This is a genomic window from Pseudobdellovibrionaceae bacterium (assembly GCA_020635075.1).
Lineage (GTDB): Bacteria > Bdellovibrionota > Bdellovibrionia > Bdellovibrionales > UBA1609 > JADZEO01.
Window position 1 is genome coordinate 19,551 of the sequence record JACKAM010000005.1, and the last position, 16,050, is coordinate 35,600.

Here is a 16,050-nt window from a genome sequence, read left to right on the forward strand (position 1 = left end):
ATGAGGAAAAAATGATGAGGAATACGGATTGGTGGAAAGGGATCTTCCACATTGGCCGCAGTCAAAAGGGCCAAATGGCGATCTTTGTGGCCATGATTTTCCAGGTCTTATTTGTGTTGTTTGCGATGACCATCAATGTGGCTATGGTGGTCCACGATAAAATCAATCTGCAAAACTCGGTGGACTTCGCTGCCTACTATGCGGCCCAAAAACAGGCCGAACTTCTCAATGGTATTGCTCACTCCAATTATCAAATTCGCCAATCGTGGAAGGTTTTGTCCTGGCGGTATCGCGTGTTGGGAACTTTGGGGCTCCAGGATTCCCCCTATACCCATCCCGCTTACACAAACGATAAAACGGAAGGGATGTTTCCGTGGAGCGATACCCCTTCCATTTGCGTGACCTATTGGCCGATTTGGAAAAATACACCGCAGAACGAAAACCTCTGCAAAAAAGTAAACATTGATATTCCACCCCTGCCGACAGTACAAAACGTGGCCCCGTTTTTGGGTATCAACAGCATGATCTCGGCTCTGTCCCAGTCACTAATTAATCAATATAACAGCCAGTGCGAGCGCCACGGGGCTTACAACTACTGGTTTGGGGCAATGTCTCTAATGGCCTTTCGCGTGGACCAGGCCCACCGTAAAATGGCGATTTTTGGTTTGGCCGACACTTTGTCGAATGGCAACCCCGACGACTTTCTCGATATCGATGGGAATTCAGTTTACACCGGGGCCTTTAAAACATTTGAAAAAAACCTGACCTATTCTAACAAAGAAAACCCCTCGCGAATTAGTTTTCAGATTTTCAATTCTCTTCACAACGTTCCCCGGGCCAATTGGCTGCCAGAGATCCAAACCTGGCCGACGGTTTACTATACTGACATCATCAAGGACGGAAATGCCTGTAACTCAAACCCTGTCCATATTCGCAATCTCCCGGGAGATAACAATGCAAGGACGTTTCTGATGTCCACATTGAACGGAACCCAACTGGAGCCTTGGATGGTGAGCGAGCCTCCAGTTCAGGATGTGATGCATATGTCGATGGGGGTGGAAAAAAACCCCTGGTATATGGCCTATGTGGGAGTGAAGGCTGAGACTCAACCGAGGCAAATATTTTTTCCCTTTGGACCGGCGATCTCCATGAAGGCGCGGGCTTACGCAAAACCATTTGGTGGTCGCATTGGACCCTGGTATGGAGTGAGCTGGCCACGATCTGCCAGTGAGTCGACAGGAGATAAAACGGACATCTTGATTCCTCCCCGGACCAAGCAGAATGGGTTAATGGACAGCCCGACAGACATCACCCGGCTCCCCAATTACTCCCGATTTCCCGGAGACACAATGGGGTTAAAATCCAAATTGGCGCTCAATAGTCTGAAGCAGCTGACAGGCCTACGCATCGGTTACAACGAATATTTTGGGACGTATGAATCCGGCGGCGGTCCGGTGGACCCTCTGGCATGGGACTATCAGATAAATGCAGCGTCTCCGGTTCGCAACTACGAAATTTCCATTGCCTCCCCGGACCTATTTGACATCACCTACTACTCGGTGGAGCCCAACGCCGCGATCAATTATTTCACCCGGATGAGAGATAATCGTAGTGTGCTGCCCTTTCCCGGGCCGACAAAGCTACGGCCCGATTTGGGTTGGAGACCAGGGGCGGGTGATCTGGATTTTTATTCTGTGCAGAATCAGATGACTGCGGCGGCCTCCTATGGAAAAAGACAGTTCGAAGCGTTCTGGTTTGTGAGCCAAAAAGAACATTTGCTCACCTCATGGGCCCCTGCCGAGGGAGCGGTGAACTATGCTTTTCCACCGAATTTTGGCAAGTGCGCAACTCCCGATGACAATCTGAGTATCAAGGTGCCGGGGTCCTGCGCTGCCGGAGGGGGACGCACGGGATATTCGGTCAAGCTGATCAGCCGGCACGCGCTTTTCTCCGACGCTCACACGATCGGTGGGGCCGGTGAGCCTCCAGGGCCCATATTGAATCCGCCCAGTGGTCCCGGCTGGTAAACTGCTGCCGCCAGGCGGCAGTGATGAGTCGCCAAGCCTTGAATTCCCACTCATGCCTCGGTCTAATAAATCCTGAGGATCTGACATGTATCACCGACTGGAAACAATCGAAGAACTTCACATCGAAATCACCAACAAGTGCAATGCCGCTTGTCCGATGTGTGACCGAAATTTTTGTGGCGGAGCGACCCGCCCTGAGTTGCAGCTAGCCGAGTGGTCCCAGGATGACATTCCCCGGGTCTTCGATAGCCGTCTTAAAGGGCTGCGCAATGTTTTGTTTTGCGGTACCCACGGTGATCCTATGGTTGCCAAGCACTCCCTTGAGGCGGTGGAGTTTGTAAAGTCCAAGACCAAGGCGACGGTGGAGTTTTACTCCAACGCCAGTGGAAGAACCCAAGATTGGTGGTCGCAACTGGGGCGGCTCCTGGGCTCTCGTAAACAGGGTACGGACTCCCACTATCGGCAAAGTGATTTAGGAATTTTTTCGATAGATGGTCTTAAAGAGACTAATTCCCTTTACCGGCGGAACACGAATTTTAACAAAATCATGGAGTCGGCCGAGGCCTTTATTGCAGCGGGGGGAATTGCACGCTGGGATTTTATTGTATTTGAGCACAACCAGCATCAGGTGGAAGAGGCGAGAACCTTAGCTAAAAAAATGGGCTTTAAACAGTTTCGTGTGCGTAAGACGGCGCGCTTTAATTACTCTCCATTGGGTCCGGAGCAGTGGCCGGTCTATTCCAGGGAAGGGGAGGTGGAATACACCTTGCGGCCGCCAACGATAAAGGAGTATCTCAACGAAGAAGTGAGCAAGTTTGAAGAACTCGTCGGGCGTTACGGATCACCCGATGGCTACTTTGAAGCGGCAAAAATCAACTGCCTTTATCGTAACAAATTCCGCCGCATTTACGTCAACGCCGAGGCCCGGGTCTTTCCTTGCTGTTATTTGGCCAATGACATTATTCCGCGAAGCGGAACCTTTCTTAATCGCGATCAACAACTCAAGGTTCCGGCAATTCGCCAGGACACAATGGAAAAAGTGTTTAAGGTTTATGAGGACCGCTTCAATGACCTCCGCATTCACTCTTGGAATGACGTCCTTGGTCACAAATGGCTGCGGGAGGACTTAGAAAAGAGCTGGGAGGCCAGCTTGGGGGACGGGAGGCTTAAGCGTTGTGCCCGCACTTGCGGGGATGCTTATTCGCCAATTATGTCCCAATCCCATGACGAAAAACTTGTTTCACCAGATCAGGGGGTCAAGTAGTGACTGAAAAAAACGGGCTCAAGGATTTTGGTGAATTTGTAGCAATGAAGTACGAGCACAATCCTTATGGCGCCTTCTCCGTGGACTGGTACATTGGCAAAAGGTGTAATTTTGATTGTTCTTACTGTGCTGACTACCTCCACGACAACAAGACGCCTCATGTTCCCAAGGACAAGATGATCCGTCTGGTTGACACTCTCCAGGGGGCCTATGGATCAAACATTATGTGGTCCATTTGTGGGGGAGAGCCAACGATTATTCCCTATTTGACCGAGGTGATGGCTTACATTCGAAAGAAAGGGGCCTATGATATTTCGATCACCACGAACCTGTCGCGGAAAACTGATTACTTCCTTGAGCTTTACCCCTATTTAAACAACATCACCGCGAGTCTCCACTTCGAAATCATGGCAGGCAAGGCCGAGGAATACACAGAGCGTATCATTGCCCTTGAAAATTGGCGGCGTAAGTGGAACGAGGAGCAGGAAAAACTGGAGGGCTTTCCCAATGCCAAAACGGGTTGGCGGAGAAAGACCTTGTTGGTTCGATTTATGATGTACCCAGGCCAGTTTGACAACATTTTGAAAATGAAGAGTAAACTGGAAAAGGCCGGGGTGGAGAAGATTGAATTTCGCTATATTCGTCCCCTGAGGGGGCTCTCCAACGAGCAGATGCCAACAAAGAAGCTGGGATTTGATGTGAACCATGACCGAATGGATGCAGAAGATCTACACGAAAACGACGTGCAGATTAAGTCAAAGGTGACCCCATCGGTCCACGGCAAATCAATGGAGGCTCCCGACCACGAAGTGGTATCCTCGGTCGACAAAGAGGTGATTGCTAAAATCAAAGATCGTGAGGAGTGGTATACCGAAGAGGAGAAAAAGACGATCCGTCAACTTTTCGCCGGGGAGCCCAAAAAGTTTCTCAGGCTCTTTTTTGCCCAAGACGATCGGATTGTTGAAGAGGGCTACCACTACAATCAATTAAATTTTGAGAGAAAGAATAACTTTGAGGGTTGGCTGTGCTGGGCGGGCACTAAGCACATGAAGATCACCCCGAGCGGAGACATCTACATCGGCTCGTGCCATGTCGGAGGAAAGCTAGGAAATATCTACAGCTTGGACGCGTCTTTTGTATTGCCCAAAGAACCTGTTGTTTGTCCTAAGTGGCGGTGTACGGACAACCTTGATTTGCGTGTCCCGAAGGCAAAGGGTCCGGAGTATGCCCATTTGGTAGCCGACCAAACCAAAGAGCTGGGATCGGGACTCTGATGGCCTACTTGCTCCGGGAACAGATTCGGGAAATCCATATCGAGCCCACTAGTCGGTGCAATCTTTTGTGTCCCCAGTGCGCGCGGACGACAAAAGGGAAGCCAAATGCTGAGCTGCCGATTCGCGATATTCCTCGACAATCCTATGAGAGTCTTTTTGATCAGGACCTAAGCCGGCAGCTTCATCACGTTTACTTTTGCGGCAACTATGGAGACCCGGCTGCGGCGCCGGGACTGCTTGAGGATGTGGAGTTTCTGCGCTCACGAGGTGTGCGGCGGATTACGGTATTTTCAAATGGCTCGATAAGAACCACAGACTGGTGGCGTGAGCTAGGGAAAATCCTGTGTGAACCAGAAGACAAGGTGGCATTTTCGATTGATGGCCTAGAGTCGACAAATCACCTCTACAGGGTGAATGCCAATTGGCAAAAAATCATGGACAACTGTAAGGCCTTTATCTCCTCAGGGGGGCGGGCACGATGGGATTGGTTGACGTTTTCCCATAATGAGCACCAGGTGGAAGAGGCGCGAAGTCTGTCAAAGCAACTGGGGTTTTCTCAGTTTAACTGTAAAGCAACGGCAAGGTTTGTTACGGACAAAAACTACAAGTCGGGTGAGGCCACAGATAGAGTAAAAACGAGTGGTGGTGAAATTGAAGCTGGGGCCAACAAGAACCTTAAGGACTTCAGCTCTATTGTTGAGCGGTTTGGTTCCTGGAAGGCCTATGTGAATCAAACAGGAATCAAATGTAAATATCAGCACCTGGGAGCCCTTTATCTTGATTTTGAAAGTGAGCTCTGGCCCTGTTGTTGGACTGGAGCCCCTAAATATTTCGTGAGGCCAAATACCCAGCGAGAACAGTTGGAAAAGCTTTGGACTCGCTATGGTCGGGGGTTCAACAGTCTCGAGGAAAAGAGTCTGGCCGAAATTCTTGGACACCCTTGGTTTAAGTCTGAGTTGCTCAAAAGTTGGGGTGGCGACATGGATGACGAAGTGCCCAAGCTCCTTGCCTGTGGGAGAACCTGTGGCTCCGACTACGAGTTTACCGGCATGCAGGGAACCAGCAACAGTCGCATCGACAATCTTGATGTGGGCGATTAGCTTGGTTGGGGCAAAATGGCCGAGAGGGTGACCTCATTCATCAACAAGTCTTTGGGGCCTGTATAGAGAAATCGAATGAGTTCGGCGAGATCTCGACCACGGACTCCGTTGCCACTCCAGTGGGGCTTTTCCCGGCTTGCCGGGGTATCGAGCATTCCTGGTTTGATCAAGGTCATGCGAAACGGAACCAGTCCGGTCTCTATTTTTTTACAGCACTGTTGATTGGCAATCTCAAGGGCTCGCTTGAGTACGCTGTATCGCTTAAACCCACCTTGAGGCATATAGGTGGCAAAGCTTCCTGTGCTAACGATAAATCCACTTTTTTCATTCTTTTCCCAGGCTTCAAAGACTTCATAGAGTAAATCAGTCTGGCCGGAAAAGTGTCCATTGTGTGCATGGTTAACAAATATATCGTGCTGAAGACTCAGCTCAACAATGCGCCTGTGGTCCTCTGGCCTTCCAATGTCAAATCCGTTTCGCCGGCTAATGCCCATGGAGTTCGGGGCAAAGTAGTCGCAAATTTCCTTGCCGACTCCGTCGAGGCCACCGGTGACAAGAACGGACGGGGCGCTCATGACAACTCCTTTAGGGGTTTAGTCTTAAGCTGGGACTGGTCCGAGTTGGCAGCCAGACATTTGCGTTCACAGATAATAAAGGCGGACTCCTCTGACTTCCAGCCGCATTCGAGTTCACCCCAAAGAGGGTCACTGATGACGTCTTGGAGGCTTCTTTTGCTCAAGTTAAGGCGGTCTCGGTATTTATAGAAACCGTCTTCGTAGTGCAGCACTCTTTCTGGATTAACGAGAGATGCCTTTTTGTCAAACTGGTGTGAGACCCAGGAGCAGGGATAGAGGATGCCCTCCACGTCGACGTAGATTCCCCGGTAACCGAACTTACAGGTGGGAAGAATATAAAAACCCTGGTATTTGGCCAAAGTGTCCTCATAGGACTTTTTAAAAGAATCATCGATAGAACGAAATGTCTCCCGGGCGCCTCTGTGCTTTCCTGGGTTGGTCTTAAAGGACTCCTTAAATCTCTGGGTTCGGGGAATAGAGCTTCGAAAGCTCTCCGAGGGCTCAAGGGGGTCAATGCCAGTTTCTTCATTTACGTAATGCATTCCAAAGCGCTCACTGAGCACAGCGTGAAAACTGTCCACGCCCTGCTGTCTTGCGAGTTCTCGAATATCTTCAATCTTGTGTTCGTTAAATCTAAAGATAATTGTAGACCAGCGAACGAGGGCGGAGGACTTAACGGCTTCTTGCAGACCAACCATAATCGATTCCCAATCGGAATTGATTCGGTAAAGATTGTTCGATTCATTGTCCCAGCCATCAATGGAAAAAATGATTTCGTCATGGCCATTAAAATGGTGCAAGAGGTTTTGCCACCACTGGCGAGGCTTGTGGCTGCCATTGGTAATCAAAACGAGCTGCACATCAGGGTGGGACGATTTAATGTAGGCTACGATTTCAGCCAGCTCCGAATTGTAAAGAGGGTCACCCACGCCACCGGAAAAAGTAATGCGCTTTACTTCGGATTTAAGGAAATCGGGGGTAAACAGGGTCTTTATGAAATCCAACCCCAGCTGGGTCACCCGGTAGGTTCCGGGAAACTCAGTTCGAGTGCAGCGGGGGCACTTAAGCGGGCATCGGGAGCTTATCTCCAAATGCCAGTTGTAGAGCTGGTGACCAAATGGGTTATTCATCAGCTTTGACCCTCTTTCAGGGCAACCAGGCAATCAACTAAGGATTGATCGCGGCTGAAGCTTCGGTTCATCTGTTGAGTGGCATAGTCCAAAGTCATCCATGAATTTCGCTGCCGATTTGGGTAGCCGGGCAGGGTGGAATAAAAATCACTGGTCACCAGAACCTTTAGGGTGTGGCGTTTCTGGCTCTTGTGAAGTTCCTGGTACAGTTGCAAAAAGCGTTCGAGGTGATCCCAGTCAGGATGAAAGTCATACTCCCTGATCGCGCTGGGTTCACTCATTTTGTGGACCCGGTGCCGGTAAGAAAAGGAATCCTTTGCCAAAAGTGATTCAGGTACTGAAGGTCCTCGCGAAGGCTTGCTGAAGCAAAATTTTTAATATTGCGGCGGCGGGAATTCTTGTTGCGCGTATTCTGGGCCCAGAGCCGCCCTTTTTGAAAGGCATAGTCATAAAGGGTCACCAGCTTCTTTTCGGCTGGACTCCATATGGGAGTGTGCAGAGGGTTAGCCTTGGTGGCATTGGGAATTTGAAGTCCCTTCATCACCCGAGTTTCAAATCCAACCCCTTGGAGAAATCCCTTGCGGATAAACTGAAATCGGGACATTTCGAGCCAATGCTCGACGACCAGGCTTGGAGAATAAAGGAGGCGTAGACCATGTTTTTGCAGTCTCATATGGAAGTCAGTCTCGGCGCCACCAAAGCGGATTTTGGAATTGAAGTTTAAGCCCCGATCAAAGACAAATCGCTTATAGGAAACATTGCCCCCGACGAGATTGCGGGTCCATGGTGCATCGAAAACAGAGTTTTCCAACCAACTCAATGAAATCTGGTGATAGACCCGCTCAATGGATCCAGCCCCTGCTGGAAGGGAATAGGGGCCGCCGATGGCAGCAGCTTCTGGGTGCGCCTTGTGCAGATCGAGGAGCTTTTCAAGGTATTTCGGATCGCTGAGTCGGCAATCGTCATCCAGGTACACCAGAATTTTACCGAGGGCGTGGTTTCCACCCATGTGGCGGGCGTAATTTACACCAAGTCTTCCCGAGACCAGAACGGTGCAATTGATGCTCTTTCTAAAGCGCTCATGGACTTCGTTTTTTAAAGTGGAATTGGGAAGGTTAAATACCACCAGGACTTCGACATCGGACTTTTTGATCTCCTGGAGCTCAATTGAACGGAGAAGTCTAAAGAGAGATTCCTTGCGGTTGTGGGTGGGAATAACAATGCTAATTTTCATCGGAATGAAGTGAGCCAACAGCTACGGTTTGGTTTTTCAGAAGATTTAACTTCAAACATAAAAGGGATCTGATGCTTCTTCATAAAAAAGGTCCGAGAGATCACATAGTCGCTGCCGGAAAACCGAGTCGTTTTGACTTCGTGGACCTCTTCAGGGTCTTTATAAGGAGATTTCATCTTTATAGCATCGAAGACAGTGACCTTGGCCTGCCACTCTTTCTTTTTGCCGTCGGTCGTGATGGTCACTCCGCCGATATAGGAGCCGGGCTTTTGGGGGTGTTTGAGGTCATCGAATCCTCCGACGGATTCGATTTTTGGCACCGTGTGTCCGGGGAGGTATTCCTGTGCGAAATAGGTATAATACTCCCAAGGGAGTCCGGAAACAAAATACGGCGCGCTGTGATTGTAGGTTACGGTCGTTCTAACGGTTCCATCAGGGTCGACCTGATTGGTAAAATACTCAAGATCACGGACGTCCCCGTTACAAATATAAGTGTATTGTGATCCCTGAGGAGGGAGAGTGAGCGCGACGGTGTTTCGGCTTTTTCGTAAATTTTGATCGTAGGCCATCTTGTGGGTCCAACAGGTGCGGAGAACTTCATCACCCTCTTTGGTCGAACGATAGATAACAGTCTTAAGGGTGGGGCTATAGTGAATAAGGGTCTCAAGTGATTTGCCATCACCCATCAGGTTTTCAGTTTTTAGAGTGAGTGCGACCACCTTTTGCATTCGTAGACTCTTGGTTTTTTCCCTTTGATAGGAAAGAACCACAACATTAACCTTGGCCTCATAGTCCTCCTTATTAACTGAAGGGTCGCTTATGGTGAGGGTGCCCTCAAAGAACTGACCAGGAGTGATGGAGTTTAAGTTGGCCAGGTCACCCGACTTGACTTTAATCAGTCGATAAGAGGTGTCCGACTCCTCAAACGAAGGAATCCCAAGCAGATACTGCCAAGGCGAGACATCTTGGAAAAGGGAGGATTCCCCACTTGCCGGTTTGGTTTCCGTTTCCTTGGATTTAGACTTTCCCTTGTCGGCGAGATTCACCACCTGAATTCCCCACAGGGAACCCTTCGAGTACAATACCCGGTGGTCTTCGCGGGTAGTGCCCGATCCTTCGCACAGATACTTCACAATGGTTCCGTTCAAGGGTGGTGTGACGGGAATTTCTGGGCCACTGGTTTCTGCAGCCAAGGAAAGCCCGTGTACTAATGCCAGCGAAGTCACCAAGAGCCCTCTGAGAATTGTGCGCAACATTTCTACTCCTGCATTGCGAGGCCCCAGCCAGCTGGGGAGGGGGTGCTGTGTAAACCAACCTCCAATTATGCTCAGGTTCGGTGGTCTTGGCAATTCTACAGGGGAGTTACGCCCACTGGCGTTCAATTGGGGCGGCGCCCCAAGCGCCAGCGGGGCGGGTGAACTCCTTGTCTAGAGGGGTTGAAGTCCAATACAACTAGGAGGTGAGTCAATCAGCAGACGTTTGGTCGGAATACGATTTTCGAAAAATCCCCTTTTCACAAATTGTGCGGGTTGGGCAGAGGAGTTTGCTTTTTCGCGACCTTTTTTGTGTGAGCTGGCTATTGGGCCGCTACTGTAACTATAGCTGTTCCTACTGTTGGCCCTACGCGAGCACGCGAACCAAAGATCATCGCTCCACGGAGTTGGTTATCGCCACCCTTGATGAGATTAAGCGTCAAGCGCGGGAGCGAGGCTTTAACTCTTTTCACTTTTCCTTCAGTGGTGGTGAACCCACAATGCATCCTGGGTACTTGGATATTGTAAAGCACTATGCTGATGATCAAAGTCATTGCAACTATCAAACGATTCACATGACAAGCAACTGCAGCCCGGGAATTCGTTGGTTCGAAAAATATGCAGATGCGACAAAAGACCTCCATCGGGTGAGTATTACGGCAAGTTACCACTCTGAGTTTGCAGATCGGGAGAAGTTCAAAGACAAGCTGATATTTTTGCAGAGTCAAGACATCCAGGTCACCATAAATATGGTTATGGTTCCCGGTCGGTTTAACGCTCTTTGGGAAGATGCTCTTTACTTTCATGAGTCAGGAATTAACGTCACACTCAAGCCGCAGAGTAACGAAAATGCCACCCGGGTTGTTGAGGGGTACACTAAAGATCAGCTGGATCGAATGCAAAATGGAATGCCTCAGCGGCAGTACACCCACTCCCGTTTGAGTGAGGAAAAACGAGTTTCCATCCGGCCCAAGTCGAAGGTGGTGCTGCCGCGAAGTGAAGTGGACCGGCTGGGTCGTGCCGAGGGAATTCCCCCCCAAATAATGCAAGTTGAGTTGACCGATGAGACGGGATTTCCGTGGTATGTGGACCAGGCCGAGCGTTTTAATGCGTTTGCTTTCAATGAGTTTGAAGGTTGGGAGTGTAGCTCGGGCTTTAGAAGTCTGGTTATCAGGGAGCCCGATGGATTTATCAAGCGAAGCTATAGTTGTAACGACCAACCTTTGGGACACATCGAGACAGGGTTTAAGCTTTTTGATCGCCCACAAATTTGTTGTACAAAGTCCTGTGTCAGCAGTGCAGATAGCAAAATCCCCAAACGGCGGGCCGGGTGCCAAATGCCCTTGTGGCCAGGTGATGAGACGTTTTTGGGTCAATCTCTGAGTGGAAAGGAAATCACTAACCCATGAGCCGAACAGTTTTTGTGGCGGGAAATCCCGAGTATGGAATTGCCAGCGCCATTGCCCAGCGATGGCCAAAGGCAGAGTTTGCAAGTCGTTCGAATGGGTTTGATTTGACCACGGACCAGGGTCGACACGAGTTTGCCGAGAAGAGCCTTGGATATGATGTGGTCATTTTTTGTTCCGCCCTTTGGAGGTTTAACCAAAGTGTTCTCGTGGAGCAGGTTTGGCGAACCTGGTCGGAAAAGGGAAAAAAGGGCCGTTTGATATGCTTGGGCAGTACTGCCGATGTGGGGGCAAGAGCATCTAATTGGATGTATCCCGTCGAGAAAAAAAGTTTGCGGAGTCTCTGCCAAAATCTTTGTTGGTGTGCGACCAAAGGGAACGGAATTGGCGTGACCTATCTCTCGATGGGTTATGTACAAACGCCAAAGACAGAGGAGAAGCATCCGGGCAAAAAGAAGCTCTCCACCGCCTACGTGGTCGATCTTCTTGACTGGGTCATAAGCCAGCCACCAGGATTAAACGTCAATTCCCTCAGCATTGACCCGGTCCAAGAGGCCCCTGAGACGCCGCATCAATAGGAATTTAGCCCCTCGTATTGCCAAGCCTCCTCTGCTTTCATAGCTTAGGCATTAGTGGAGGTTTGTTTGCCCCAGTCAGAAGTAAGAAATGTTGAGCGATGGTATCTGATGCCGGCCTTTGTCGGCTGTAGGTACAGCTGTGAGTTTTGCTCGGATGTCGGCATGAAGCGGGAGGGAAACAAAGGAAAAATTGCTGAAGAACTCCAGAAAGCCCGATTCGGGGAGTACGATCGCATCGCCCTTAGCTGCAATTCCATCTTCGAGTCAGGAGGGAGGGACCTGGTCGCCAGTATCCTCCAAGCCGGTTGGCCTTTGGTGATACGGGTGAGCGAATCTTTGACCGCGGCCGACTACCGACTACTTTCCCGGTTGGTAGATCCCCAGGCGGTCAGCCTGGAGTTTGTTTTTACCCAGTGGAATGAGAACACCGAATCATTGATCAAGGAAGTAGAAGAGAAATGGAATGTCGTTCAGTACATCTGGGTGGTGGACCGCATCGGAGGGCTCTTGGCACCCTTTGAGGCTCTGCCCAGAGAGAGATGGAAGAAACTACGGTTCTATTTCTGTTACAAGCGGGAGGCTGAAGACAAATACTACTCAGCTGGAGAAGTGGCCCGGGTTCTCGAGGATTTGTCTCTACGATATCCGGACCTAAAAATATCTCCTCCGGAGCAATACGAGATTTATCATCCAGAGAGTAATCCGGAACGAGAAATGGACCCCGTCGTCGATCCGAATCTGCGACTTCGGCCTCGATCAGAAAAGCCACGGGTCAGTTATATTATCCCGACTTACAACAATGCGGCCCATCTACTCACCACTTTGCGAAACATTGTCCGACAACAAACCAAAGTCCCCTATGAAGTCATTGTGGTTGACGATGGGAGTACAGACCAAACTGATAAAAGATTAGCTCAGTGGTTGAGCCAACAGAACCTCGTCTGTGGGTTCACCTACCTTTACCTCCCTCGCTCCGGGAGTAGAAAGATGGGCGATAGTCAATTTCGTGCCGGGATTGCCCGCAATTTAGGGGTTAAATGGGCGGAGGGGGAGGTTCTGTGTTTCTTGGATTCAGACATTCTGATTCCTCCCTCCTATACAGATCACTTGGTTGATATTCATCAACATTACGATTTGATACAGCCTTGTCGCCTGCAAATTCAAAAGAGGTTTTCCTCTGGAACTCATCTGTGGGAGGACCTAGTACCTGGCCAGCACACTCAGGAAAAGAGAGGCGGCTATTGGGAAATGTTTCAAGCATATACTGAGGATTGGAACCAAACGCCCATGCGTTGGCGCTATGTCTCGACGTTTTGTTTGTCGATTAAAAGAAAGCAATTTAAAGACCTTGGTTGGTTCCGCCGAACCTTTTTAGCTTACGGGTTTGAGGACACGGACTTGGGGTTTCGGGCTCACCGGGAGGGATTAAGATTCTATCTTAGTCCCCAGCGGGTCTTTCACTTGCATCATCCTTTTTTGCGCAGCGAGTACTTTCACAGCGCCCTTTTTAAGGACCTTTTGTTGTCGCGTTCTGTGCGAACACTTTTTTTGAATAATCTGAATGATGAGATTTTTCGCGCCCTTGAGATTTATTTCAATCGTGATTTATTGAAGAATAAATGGAAGGATAAGTTGCGTGGACGATTACAAATCGCTTCTGCCCGCAGATGGAACCAACACTTACTCGGCCGCGAGGAGTCTTGAACTTCATTGGCCGCCAGTAGCAGAAATCACCTGTCGCTCGGTCCTAAGGGTGGTGCGTGAGTTGATGGCAGCGGATGCTGGGGAAGTTCTGTTTACTGCCGTTCAAAAGTGGGCTTATGCCAATGACCAGGGTGATTATGGAACCTTTGTTCGGCGAATAAAAAAACTGGATCGCCAATATTACCCGCGGATGATTCAAGTTTTGTCGAACGGCCAAATCGAGTCCAAATTGTGGTTAATTGAAATGCTCAAGACCGTGCTGCCAGAGCGCCCCTATAATATATACCTTCTCGGCGGGTGGTATGGAATGTTGGGTTTGATGATGTTGTGGTTGATGCCTGGCCACTTTCGTCGCATGTGGAGCTTTGATATTGATCCCGAGTGTGAAAAGGTCATGGATATGATTGCCCGTCAGCACTTGTGGGCAGAAAACTGGGAAATGAGGCCCGCGACCTTTGATATGTACCACCTTCCACTTGGTGCCCCGGACGGGTTAGATGAGGAGTTCCTGAGGTCCTTTTCCATTCCTGAGCAGGGTCCTGATATCATTATTAATACAAGTTGTGAGCATCTTCAGGAGTTCTCCCTGTGGTATGATCGGATCCCCAAAGGAAAAGTGGTTGTTTTGCAATCGAACAACTTCTTTGAATGGAAGGAACACGTTAACTGTGTCGATAGTATTCAGGCGTTTAAGGCCTCCGCACCGATGGACACGGTTTTGTATGAGGGCAGTATGAGCCTGCAGGACTATGAGCGATATATGCTCATTGGGGTCCGATAAAATTGGAGTGATTTTGATGACGAATGTGGACGCACCGAGGATTGATGAGAATGAAGAGCTTCGGGCCGAGGCAATTAGCCCAACTTTTTGTATTCTTCCGTGGATTCACTTGAGCACCCGACCAAATGGACACCTGCGCCTGTGTTGTACGGCCAACGCCTCTTCTGTTGGGGCAACTCAGGACAAAAAGTATGGCGGTGAGGTGGGCATTCTCAAAAACGAGAACGGCCGACCGGCGAACCTCAATAAAACAGACCTTTTGAGTGCCTGGAATAACCAGTATATGCGTGATGTTCGGCAGATGATGCTAAGGGGAGACATACCCGCATCCTGTCTAAAGTGTTTCAAGGAAGAGGAGGCGGGTCACCGCTCCAAGCGTAATTGGGAAACAGAATATTGGAGCAAGCGGGTGAGCTTGCGTCACCTCGTCGAGGCCACGGACGAGGACGGAAGTGTTCCTCCCACAATCACCTATGTGGACCTTCGATTGGGAACAAAGTGCAACTTGAAATGTGTGATGTGTTCGCCCCATGACAGTTCCCTTTGGGTCGGGGACTGGAATCGTCTGTATCCACAGATCGAAAACCCGGAACTCAAAGATCTCATGCAGTGGCGTAACAAGGGAAAGGTGGATGGGGCCACCTATAACTGGCATGTAGACAATCAGGCGTTTTGGGACCAGCTATACGATCAATTGCCCAATATGCGCCAGTTGTACTTTGCTGGTGGTGAAGCAACGATCATTGAGGAACACTATACACTTTTAGAAGAATGCATTCGCCGAGGCCATGCTAATCATATTGAATTGCGATACAACAGTAATGGGATTGAGATTCCCGATCGTTTGCTCGAATTGTGGAATCACTTTCAGCGGGTGCGGTTTCACTTTAGCATCGACAGCCTTGGCGCGATGAATGACTACATCCGCCACCCAAGCCAGTGGAAGGACATCGAGGCTCAGCTGCGTCGGCTTGACGCCACTCCCGATAACATCGAAGTGACGATCGCGTGTGCGATTCAGGTGCTGAACATTTTTTATCTACCAGATTTTATTAAATGGAAGTTGGAGCAGAAGTATCGAAAAATCAACCCATGGCCGTTGGGTGCGGGACTCATTAACGTTCATTTAGTATATCATCCCGCTCATTTGAATATCAAAGTTCTTCCTCCTGAGTTTAAAGAGAAGGTCGCCAAAAAGTATGAGGAGTTTTATGGCTGGCTCGAAGATCGCTTTGCTGGGGATCAGGACTTTTTTGCCAGCCAGTACGGAATTTCCCGATTAAAGGGGTTGATTCGCTTTATGAAAGCCGAAGACTGGTCTCGGCGTATGCCCCAGCTCCGGGAATACATCCGTTTGATGGACGGTATTCGTGGTACGAATTTTAATGAGGTCTTTCCTGAGATGGCAGAGCTCCTTGAAGGGCCGGCCTAGCGGAACTGAGCCTTAAAGGGATCAAACTTACGGCTACCGCAGGTTTTGGCGCAGACGTAAATCTTCCCCTCGGCAAAGGTGGGTTTTTCCCATCCTCCGGGGATCAGCTTCTGGAAAAACTCGCCGTCGATGATTTCTGAGATTGGGCGTCGGCGACCGTCGAGGTCATCCAGCCCATTTGGCAACCGTCCAAGCAGGCTCCAGATTTCCCCAGTCTTAGGTTTGCGGTACCAAGGGTAGAGCTGATTTGCGGTCCAGCAACAAGGAAAGACATGGCCCTCGCCACTGACAT

General features: G+C 49.7%; 15 protein-coding genes. 9 read left to right on the forward strand and 6 right to left on the reverse strand.

What is annotated here, in order from left to right; all coding sequences use genetic code 11:
* Positions 1 to 11: 11 nt before the first annotated feature.
* From H6624_20115 to H6624_20130, 4 genes are all read left to right on the forward strand, one after another.
* Positions 12 to 2,027 carry a Tad domain-containing protein gene (locus tag H6624_20115; GenBank protein ID MCB9086658.1) on the forward strand — a complete coding sequence of 672 codons (2,016 nt, stop codon included), beginning with the start codon at positions 12 to 14 and terminating at the stop codon, positions 2,025 to 2,027.
* A gap of 85 nt (positions 2,028 to 2,112) precedes the next feature.
* The gene (locus H6624_20120) at positions 2,113 to 3,291 is read left to right on the forward strand and encodes a radical SAM protein (GenBank protein ID MCB9086659.1); all 1,179 of its coding nucleotides are present in this window, start codon (positions 2,113 to 2,115) and stop codon (positions 3,289 to 3,291) included.
* Positions 3,291 to 4,565 carry a radical SAM protein gene (locus H6624_20125; protein MCB9086660.1) on the forward strand — a complete coding sequence of 425 codons (1,275 nt, stop codon included), beginning with the start codon at positions 3,291 to 3,293 and terminating at the stop codon, positions 4,563 to 4,565. The genes H6624_20120 and H6624_20125 overlap by 1 nt, the downstream gene beginning before the upstream one ends.
* Positions 4,565 to 5,665, forward strand: a complete 1,101-nt coding sequence (locus H6624_20130) for a radical SAM protein (GenBank protein ID MCB9086661.1) — start codon at positions 4,565 to 4,567, stop codon at positions 5,663 to 5,665. Before H6624_20125 ends, H6624_20130 begins: the two co-directional genes overlap by 1 nt.
* Here the strand turns inward: H6624_20130 and H6624_20135 are convergent.
* The 5 genes from H6624_20135 to H6624_20155 are packed head-to-tail and all read right to left on the reverse strand — an operon-like array spanning position 5,662 to position 9,860.
* The gene (locus H6624_20135; GenBank protein ID MCB9086662.1) at positions 5,662 to 6,240 is read right to left on the reverse strand and encodes a hypothetical protein; all 579 of its coding nucleotides are present in this window, start codon (positions 6,238 to 6,240) and stop codon (positions 5,662 to 5,664) included. The two genes, H6624_20130 and H6624_20135, sit on opposite strands and share 4 nt — an antisense overlap.
* The gene (locus H6624_20140; GenBank protein ID MCB9086663.1) at positions 6,237 to 7,370 is read right to left on the reverse strand and encodes a radical SAM protein; all 1,134 of its coding nucleotides are present in this window, start codon (positions 7,368 to 7,370) and stop codon (positions 6,237 to 6,239) included. The genes H6624_20135 and H6624_20140 overlap by 4 nt, the downstream gene beginning before the upstream one ends.
* Positions 7,370 to 7,651 carry a hypothetical protein gene (locus H6624_20145; GenBank protein ID MCB9086664.1) on the reverse strand — a complete coding sequence of 94 codons (282 nt, stop codon included), beginning with the start codon at positions 7,649 to 7,651 and terminating at the stop codon, positions 7,370 to 7,372. The genes H6624_20140 and H6624_20145 overlap by 1 nt, the downstream gene beginning before the upstream one ends.
* Positions 7,648 to 8,604: a glycosyltransferase family 2 protein gene (locus H6624_20150; protein ID MCB9086665.1), complete on the reverse strand. Its 957-nt coding sequence runs from the start codon at positions 8,602 to 8,604 to the stop codon at positions 7,648 to 7,650. The genes H6624_20145 and H6624_20150 overlap by 4 nt, the downstream gene beginning before the upstream one ends.
* Positions 8,601 to 9,860, reverse strand: a complete 1,260-nt coding sequence (locus H6624_20155; GenBank protein MCB9086666.1) for a hypothetical protein — start codon at positions 9,858 to 9,860, stop codon at positions 8,601 to 8,603. The genes H6624_20150 and H6624_20155 overlap by 4 nt, the downstream gene beginning before the upstream one ends.
* 287 nt (positions 9,861 to 10,147) lie before the next feature.
* Between H6624_20155 and H6624_20160 the strand changes: the two genes are divergently transcribed.
* From H6624_20160 to H6624_20180, 5 genes are all read left to right on the forward strand, one after another.
* Positions 10,148 to 11,266, forward strand: a complete 1,119-nt coding sequence (locus H6624_20160; protein ID MCB9086667.1) for a radical SAM protein — start codon at positions 10,148 to 10,150, stop codon at positions 11,264 to 11,266.
* Positions 11,263 to 11,841 (forward strand): hypothetical protein, encoded by a 579-nt coding sequence (locus H6624_20165; protein MCB9086668.1) that lies wholly within the window; start codon positions 11,263 to 11,265, stop codon positions 11,839 to 11,841. Before H6624_20160 ends, H6624_20165 begins: the two co-directional genes overlap by 4 nt.
* Positions 11,842 to 11,907: 66 nt before the next feature.
* Positions 11,908 to 13,545 (forward strand): glycosyltransferase family 2 protein, encoded by a 1,638-nt coding sequence (locus H6624_20170; GenBank protein ID MCB9086669.1) that lies wholly within the window; start codon positions 11,908 to 11,910, stop codon positions 13,543 to 13,545.
* Entirely contained in the window at positions 13,478 to 14,326 is an 849-nt protein-coding gene (locus tag H6624_20175; protein ID MCB9086670.1) for a hypothetical protein, read from the forward strand. The genes H6624_20170 and H6624_20175 overlap by 68 nt, the downstream gene beginning before the upstream one ends.
* Before the next feature lie 16 nt (positions 14,327 to 14,342).
* A complete protein-coding gene (locus H6624_20180; GenBank protein MCB9086671.1) occupies positions 14,343 to 15,758 on the forward strand; it encodes a twitch domain-containing radical SAM protein in 1,416 nt (471 codons plus the stop codon).
* On the opposite strand, the gene H6624_20185 is transcribed toward H6624_20180, so the two are convergent.
* A partial coding sequence (locus H6624_20185) for a hypothetical protein (GenBank protein ID MCB9086672.1) occupies positions 15,755 to 16,050 on the reverse strand: 296 nt, incomplete at its 5' end. The two genes, H6624_20180 and H6624_20185, sit on opposite strands and share 4 nt — an antisense overlap.